The 7127-nt window shown below is 55.3% G+C and carries 8 protein-coding genes; 1 reads left to right on the top strand and 7 read right to left on the bottom strand.

Features of this window, described 5'->3' with window-relative positions; genetic code table 11:
* From C7K08_RS05735 to queC, 3 genes are all read right to left on the bottom strand, one after another.
* On the bottom strand, positions 1 to 687 hold a 687-nt coding region (locus tag C7K08_RS05735), incomplete at its 3' end, for an aminotransferase class IV (protein ID WP_241537081.1).
* Positions 651 to 1946: an anthranilate synthase component I family protein gene (locus C7K08_RS05730; RefSeq protein WP_106499681.1), complete on the bottom strand. Its 1296-nt coding sequence runs from the start codon at positions 1944 to 1946 to the stop codon at positions 651 to 653. The genes C7K08_RS05735 and C7K08_RS05730, both read right to left, overlap by 37 nt.
* Entirely contained in the window at positions 1943 to 2620 is a 678-nt protein-coding gene (gene queC / locus C7K08_RS05725; RefSeq protein ID WP_106499680.1) for a 7-cyano-7-deazaguanine synthase QueC, read from the bottom strand. Before queC ends, C7K08_RS05730 begins: the two co-directional genes overlap by 4 nt.
* Positions 2621 to 2711: 91 nt before the next feature.
* Here queC and C7K08_RS05720 point away from each other — a divergent pair, with 91 nt between their 5' ends.
* Complete coding sequence (locus C7K08_RS05720) at positions 2712 to 3170, top strand: ecotin family protein (protein ID WP_161955822.1); 459 nt, start codon at positions 2712 to 2714, stop codon at positions 3168 to 3170.
* On the opposite strand, the gene C7K08_RS05715 is transcribed toward C7K08_RS05720, so the two are convergent.
* From C7K08_RS05715 to C7K08_RS05700, 4 genes are read right to left on the bottom strand one after another with little or no spacing between them, the layout of a single operon-like run.
* Positions 3167 to 3793 (bottom strand): 7-carboxy-7-deazaguanine synthase QueE, encoded by a 627-nt coding sequence (locus C7K08_RS05715; protein WP_423218683.1) that lies wholly within the window; start codon positions 3791 to 3793, stop codon positions 3167 to 3169. The two genes, C7K08_RS05720 and C7K08_RS05715, sit on opposite strands and share 4 nt — an antisense overlap.
* Positions 3790 to 5424, bottom strand: coding sequence for a CTP synthase (locus tag C7K08_RS05710; RefSeq protein ID WP_106499678.1), 1635 nt, complete (start codon positions 5422 to 5424; stop codon positions 3790 to 3792). Before C7K08_RS05710 ends, C7K08_RS05715 begins: the two co-directional genes overlap by 4 nt.
* A 30-nt stretch (positions 5425 to 5454) precedes the next feature.
* Entirely contained in the window at positions 5455 to 5940 is a 486-nt protein-coding gene (locus tag C7K08_RS05705; protein ID WP_106499706.1) for a Dps family protein, read from the bottom strand.
* 37 nt (positions 5941 to 5977) lie between these two features.
* Complete coding sequence (locus tag C7K08_RS05700; protein ID WP_106499677.1) at positions 5978 to 7108, bottom strand: sigma-70 family RNA polymerase sigma factor; 1131 nt, start codon at positions 7106 to 7108, stop codon at positions 5978 to 5980.
* Positions 7109 to 7127 lie beyond the last annotated feature (19 nt).

Below are 7127 nucleotides of genomic sequence, written 5' to 3'. Positions count from 1 at the left end.
TCCTCGACCTATGGCCTCCCCTCGCATTACCCCAGGTAGGCAGCCGCTAGCCAGTGGTGGTGTTAGCCATCTGCCATCCCGTTGCACTAAAAGGTTGGCGCTGCTGCCACAGCAGAGGCCGCCGGCACTGCTCAACAGCAGGGCATCGTGATATCCGGCTTGGTTTGCTTCCCTTTTGGCAAGGGCCATTTCCCCGTAGGCAAAGGTTTTGCAATGGCGCAATGAACTATCTGCCCAACGTTGCACGCGAGTGCTCACCATGGTGCTCTGTAGTTGAAAACTTGGTTCATGGGCATGCAATGTGGCCCAAAAACGCCCCGTTGCATCGTTCTCTGCTAAGCCCAAACCCCTGCCGCCGCCATCGCCTTGGCTCCAATTGAGCCGTAGGGCCCCAGCAACGATGCCGCTGCGCCTGATTGCTTCCGCAAGCCAGTTTGTGAGCCAGGCCCGATCAGGTGGTTGGGGTAGGCCGATTGTTTGGGCACCCCTGCGCCAACGCTCTAAATGTTGATCTAATAGTTGGGCTGTGCCTGCCTGAATCAGCAGCGTTTCAAATACTCCCTCAGCCAGCCGCAGGCCCCGATCACTCAGGCAGATGCCCAGGTTTTGGGGATCGCCCCATTGATTGTTTATCCAGGCGATGGCTTGCACTAGCTGAGGGCCGCCAGCAGTGGCTGTATTTTCCAACCCAGTTCAGCAGCCTCCTGCTCCGGATTGGAATCGGCCACGATGCCGCAACCGCCATGGATTCTTAAGCGTTTATCACGCAACATCACGCTACGGATTAATAGGTTGCTATCAAAACTGCCATCAACGTTAAACCGAAAAAAACTGCCGCAGTAGGGGCCCCTGGCTACCGGTTCCAATTGATTTAGGTGGCTGCAGGCACTGATTTTGGGTGCGCCAGTTATCGAACCACCTGGCCAGCAGGCCCGCAATAGGGCCACTGGGTTTTGATCAGGCCGCAGCTTGCCGCTCACCACCGAGGTGAGGTGATGCACCTGGGCATAGCTCTCCAAGCCCACCAGTTGCGGCACCTCAATGCTGCCCGTTGTGCATACCCGGCCGAGGTCGTTGCGCAACAGATCAACGATCATCACATTTTCGGCTCGGTCTTTAGGGCTGCTAACTAATTCAGCTGCTGCCGCTGCATCCAAATCGGGATCTTGGTGGCGGGGCCTGGTGCCTTTAATCGGCCTGGTTTCCACATTGCCAGCTGCATCACAACTGAGAAAACGTTCCGGTGAGGCACTTAATACCGCCTCAGCGTTGCTGGCCACCATCACCCCGCCAAAGGGGGCGGGACATCGGCGGCGTAAGCGTTGATATAGCTGGAGGGCACCGCTTTTAACGGTGAGGTTGTGCTCAGCGCAGGCGGTGAGATTTGCTTGAAATAAATCACCGGCACCGATCCAGGCCTGCACGGTTGCCACTTGACGCTCAAATTCGCTGATGGTTGTATGCCAATGCCATTGATCAATGGCAACCCCCATTTGAGCAACGGCAGCCTCCGATAGGTCAGGGCCGGAGCGAATTAAAGCCTCAAGGGCCTGGCGTTGGGGCCCTTCACCGCTTAGCCAGAGCTGTTGGTGTTGCAGATCAAGTTGCACCACAACGCCATAACAGCCGGCCCAAAGGGTTGCCATATCTGGCTTTTGCCAGTGGCGGCCAGGTTCCATCCAAGCGCCGGCTTCATAGGCAAGCCAGCCCAACCAGATGCCGTTTCGGTTTTGTTGGATTTCCTCAAGGGCTTCAAAGGGATCGGCACTGCCGGGCTGGCCTGGTAAACCACAACAGCGCAATTGCCTTTGCGGTGCCGCCGCCAACAGCGCCCGTTGGCCCAATTGGCTGCCATCACCATCAAGCCACACCAGGCCCTCCTCGCCAAAATGGCGGGCCATGGCGGTTGCAAGGCAACTGGGATCCCACCAGGGAAGTTGTGTCATCGACTTGCAAGATCGGGCCTGCCCGCATCCCTTAGGGCAGCATCGCGAATCCGGCAGCTGTCACACACACCACAGGGTTTAACGCCGCCGGCATAACAACTCCAGGTATCAGCGATAGGCACCTGAAGCCTTAGGGCTTCCGCCACGATTTCGGTTTTGCTCCATTGCACTAGGGGTGCCCAAAGTTGGGCGCCATGGCCCTCAAGGCCACTTTTACTGGCTAGATCAGCCAATTTTTGGAAGGCCGTTAGGTATTCGGGCCGACAATCGGGGTAGCCGGAATAGTCCACCGCATTCACGCCCAGCACCAGCCGCTCGGCGCCGCGGGCCTCGGCCAGGCTTAGGGCCATGGCAATAAACACCGTGTTTCTACCTGGCACATAGGTATTTGGAATAACGCCTGGCAGCACTCCAGCGCTGGGAATTGTTTGCTGTAGATCGGTTAGGGATGAGCCACCCCAGGCCGCCAGGTTTACGTTGATGGTGTGGTGCTCACTGAAGTTGAAATGGCGAGCTAACAGGGCTGCTGCTGCTAATTCCCGTTGATGGCGCTGGCCGTAGTTAAAAGACAAACCAATCAATCGATAGCCCGCTTCTATGGCAATGGCCGCTGCGGTGGCGGAATCAAGCCCCCCGGAAAGAAGGGCAACGGCAGTTGGTGGTGCAGGGTGCATGGGGGGGCCAGGATGGGTTGAGTTTAATCGAATAGCTGTGCGCAGTATTTCAGGGCTGATTTGTTCAGCGATTTTTTGTTCAGCAGTTGCTATGCCGGCAGGGGCAATTCCATTACTTGATCTGAAGCCCTATCCCGAAGCCGTGGCCGGTGAAAAGCGTTGGGTGATCCAGTTGAACCCCCTTTTAAAACCCCCTACTAACCCAAGTATTTCAAATAATCCAAGCGATTGGCGGGTGCAGTTGCTGGTGGGTAAGGAATTGGAACTGGATTGCAACCTGCATCGTTTTACCGGCAGGTTGCGTTCAGAAGTGCTGCCAGGTTTTGGCTACACCGTGTATCGCGCTGAACAATTGGGAGCGATGTTATCTACAAAAAAAGCCTGCCCCAGCCAAGGGCTTAGCAAGCAATTTGTACCCCTAGGAGGCAATCCATTCGTGTTGCCATTCAATGCAAGTGTGCCGATTGTGATTTATGCACCTGATGGTTTCCAGGTGCGTTATCGCCTCTGGAAAGCGGAAACAAACAGCCAGCCAGCCCAAATCCGTTAACGCACCCCTAGCCATTTGTGGGTTTGCAAGCTGAGGCGCCAGGCGGGATGGGCCATCACATAATTGATTGCGATGCTGCTGCCGGCTTTGCTATCAGCCCCCGGCTGCAGCATTAAAACCGGCTTGTTTTTGCCCCTGTTGGCTGCCGCAGCCATGGCTACTGCAAATTCAAGGTCTGCCGCTTCATGCACCACTACTTTCAATTCATTGCAGGCAGTTAGTAATGCTTGGCTTGGCGGGCGGTGGCGTTTTGGTGATAAACAAATCCAATCAAAGCAGCCGCTTAATTGATCCACACCGCTGGTTTCTAGATGAATGGGCAGTCCCACGGGTTTGAGGGAAGTGCATAAACAATCGAGGTTGTGATGCAGTGGTTCGCCACCGGTGATCACCACAAAGGCGGCGCCGGCTTGGGCGGCGCTCTGCGCCTCGGCCGCCAGGTGTTCTGCCGGGCGTTGGGGGTGCGCCTCGCTGGGCCAGGAGTGTTTGGTGTCGCACCAGCTGCAGGCCACGTTGCAACCAGCTAAACGGATGAAAAATGCACTGCGGCCCCCATGAATTCCCTCCCCCTGGAGGGAATGGAAGGTTTCCACCACTGGCAGCAGGCCAGGATTTGCAATCACTGGTGCTGGCTGATCGCTTCGCGGGGGCTTTGCGGTAGCCGCTCCCTGGCCGCTTCGATCAAACCGCGAAATAAGGGATGGGGTTTACCTGGCCGAGATAGGAATTCGGGATGATATTGACAAGCTAAAAAGAAGGGATGATTTTTTAATTCAATTAATTCCACCAGGCGACCATCGGGGGACATGCCGCTTATTTCATAGCCGGATTCCAAAAATAAACTGCGGTAGGCATTATTAAATTCATAGCGATGGCGATGGCGTTCATATACAACTTCCTCTCCATAAAGTTTGTGGCCCTTGCTGCCTGCCACCAGGCGGCAGGGATAAACCCCAAGCCGCATCGTGCCACCTAAATCCACCACATCTTGCTGCTCTGGCAATAGGTGAATTACTGGATGTGTGCTAGCCGGTTCCAATTCAGCACTGGTGGCATCCACTAAACCAGCGCTGTTGCGGGCCCATTCAATCACTGCCGTTTGCATGCCAAGGCATAGGCCAAGGAATGGCACCCGCTGTTCCCGCGCCCAACGAATAGAAGCGATCTTGCCATCAACGCCACGGTTGCCAAAACCGCCTGGCACCACCACTGCATCCATGCCGCGCAACAACTTTTCAGCCCCCTCTTGCTCAAGGCGTTCGGCATTAATCCAATTCAAATCAAGGCCGCAATCCGCATCTAAACAGGCGTGGCGCAGGGCTTCTACCACCGATAAATAAGCATCATTTAATTGCACGTATTTGCCCACAAGTGCCACCTTCACCGCAGGGCCTGGGTTGCGTAATTTACGCACTAATTCCTCCCAGTTAGCCATGTCACTTTCATGGTCTTGGAGGTTTAAAACTTCCAATACTTGGCGGCATAGACCCTCCTTCTCCAGGGCGATTGGCACCGCATAAATGCTATCCGCATCAAGGGATTGCACCACCGCTTTAGTTGACACACCACAAAAGCCACCGATTTTAGTTTTAAGTTCATTATTGATAGGCCGATCGCTGCGGCAAACCAACACATCCGGTTGGATGCCGATTGAGCGCAGTTCCTTAACAGAGTGCTGGGTGGGCTTTGTTTTTAATTCTCCAGAAACACCTATATAGGGCATTAAAGTAACATGAACATAGGCAAGATCGTGGCGGCCAACCTCACTGCGAAATTCACGTATTGCTTCTAAAAATGGTAGGGATTCAATGTCACCCACCGTGCCGCCAATTTCAGTGATCACCACATCGGCATTGCTATTTGCCGCCACTCGATGGATGCGTTCGCGGATCTCACCGGTGATATGCGGGATGACCTGAACGGTGCCGCCGTTATAATCACCCCGGCGTTCTTTATTGATTACAGCTTGATATATGGAGCCTGTGGTAACACTATTTAAACGCGACATTGCTGTGTCGGTGAAGCGTTCGTAGTGGCCTAAATCAAGATCTGTTTCAGCTCCATCTTCAGTAACAAATACCTCTCCGTGTTGATAGGGGCTCATCGTGCCCGGATCCACGTTTAGGTAGGGATCTAATTTGAGGATTGAAACGCTATAACCACGGCTTTTGAGCAGCCTGCCCAGGCTGGCTGCCACAATTCCTTTACCAATACTCGACACCACGCCGCCGGTTACAAATACAAATTTGGCCATAAAACCGGCGGTAACGTACGAATAAGTAAATCAGCCCTCGAGGATGCTGCGCAACATCCAGGCTGTTTTTTCGTGAATTTGGAGACGGGCATTGAGCAGATCGGCGGTGGGGCCGTCTTCCGCTGCTTCCGCCAGGGGTAAGAGGCCCCGGGCGGTGCGGGCTACCGCCTCATGGCCCTTCACCAATTCAGTAACCATCGCCAGGGCCTCGGGGGCCTGCTGGGTTTCTTCAATGCTGGAAAGCTCCGCGTAGCGGCGGCCGCCCATGGGTGCCAGATGGCCTAAGGCGCGGATTCGTTCAGCGATTTCATCAAGGGCAGTCCAGAGTTCGGTGTATTGCTCCATGAACATGGCGTGCAGCGAGCTGAACATTGGGCCGGTTACGTTCCAATGGAAGCCATGGGTTTTTAGGTAGAGCACATAGCTGTCGGCCAGCAGACGCCCAAGGCCTTCGGCGATTTCCTGGCGTTGGTTGGCGGGGATACCGATATCGATGGGGGGCGCTAGGTGGGCCATGGCTTTAGGCGGATGCACTTGCAATATTCATCATGAATCAAGCCAGGTCTTCTAGGTAGTCTTTTACCTTGAGGCGCGCCTCGGGCAGGCGCAGCTTATGCAGGGCAATCGTTTCGATTTGACGCACCCGTTCCCGCGATAGCTGCAGATTTTTGCCGATTTCAGCCAGGGTTTGGGGTGAATCGTTATCCAAGCCAAACCGCAAACGGATCACCCGCGCTTCCTTGCCGCTCAATTGATCTAGCAGTGCCTCCAGATCGTCGTGCAATTTTTCACGGCTTAGCAGCTGCTCTGGCGTGGGCATTGGATCCTCCAGCAGCTCCCCCAATTGCGTTTCTTGGCTGCCGCCCACGCGGCTATCGAGGGAAACGGCATGGGGCAGCTTCTGTAGCGTTTCGCGGATCACAGCCTCAGGCAGATTTAGCTCAAGGCTGAGATCCTTAAGGCTGGCGCTGCGGCCATGGCGCGCGGCGATCAGTTGTTGGGCTTTTTTGATCCGATTTAATTTTTCGGTGATGTGCACCGGCAAGCGAATCGTGCGGCTTTGGGTGGCAATCGCCCTGGTAATTCCCTGGCGAATCCACCAATACACATAGGTGCTAAAGCGAAAACCCCGGCTGGGATCAAATTTCTCCACCCCCCGCTCTAAACCCAGAGTTCCCTCCTGCACTAAATCCAGCAGTTCCATGCCGCGGTTTTGATATTTTTTGGCAACGGCTACCACCAAGCGCAAATTGGCTTGGATCATCCGTTCCTTTGCCCTGCGGCCGCGGTGGAGTTGCTGTTGCAATTCGCTGCTGCTGATGCCTAGCTGTTCCGCCCAGGCTTGATTGCCTTCCTGTAAGGCCTGGCGCAGGGCGGCCAGATTTAGCTGGCAGGCCTGCGCCCATTGCCCTTGGGAGGGTTGATGGCCCAGGCGTGACGCCTCCCTTTGGCGTTGTTCATCCAAATGATCAAGCCGGGCTAGGCGGGGGTTGCCACTGGCCAGCTGCTGGCGTTGGCGCAGCAGTAGTTCACGCCTTTGCACCAGTCGGGCCAGGGTGAGTTCCTCCTCCTGGCTAAGTAGATCCACCCGGCCAATGTCTTGCAGGTAGAGGCGCACCAAATCAGCCGTGGAACGGCGCGATCTGCTGTGTTGACGCTCTCGCTCTAGCAACCCTTCAACCATCGCCACTTTCAGCCTGAAC

Source organism: Synechococcus lacustris str. Tous (genome assembly GCF_003011125.1).
Taxonomy (GTDB): Bacteria; Cyanobacteriota; Cyanobacteriia; order PCC-6307; family Cyanobiaceae; genus Synechococcus_D; species Synechococcus_D lacustris.
The sequence above is the reverse complement of the archived record's forward strand: the minus strand, read 5'-3'. Positions and strand labels throughout refer to the sequence as shown.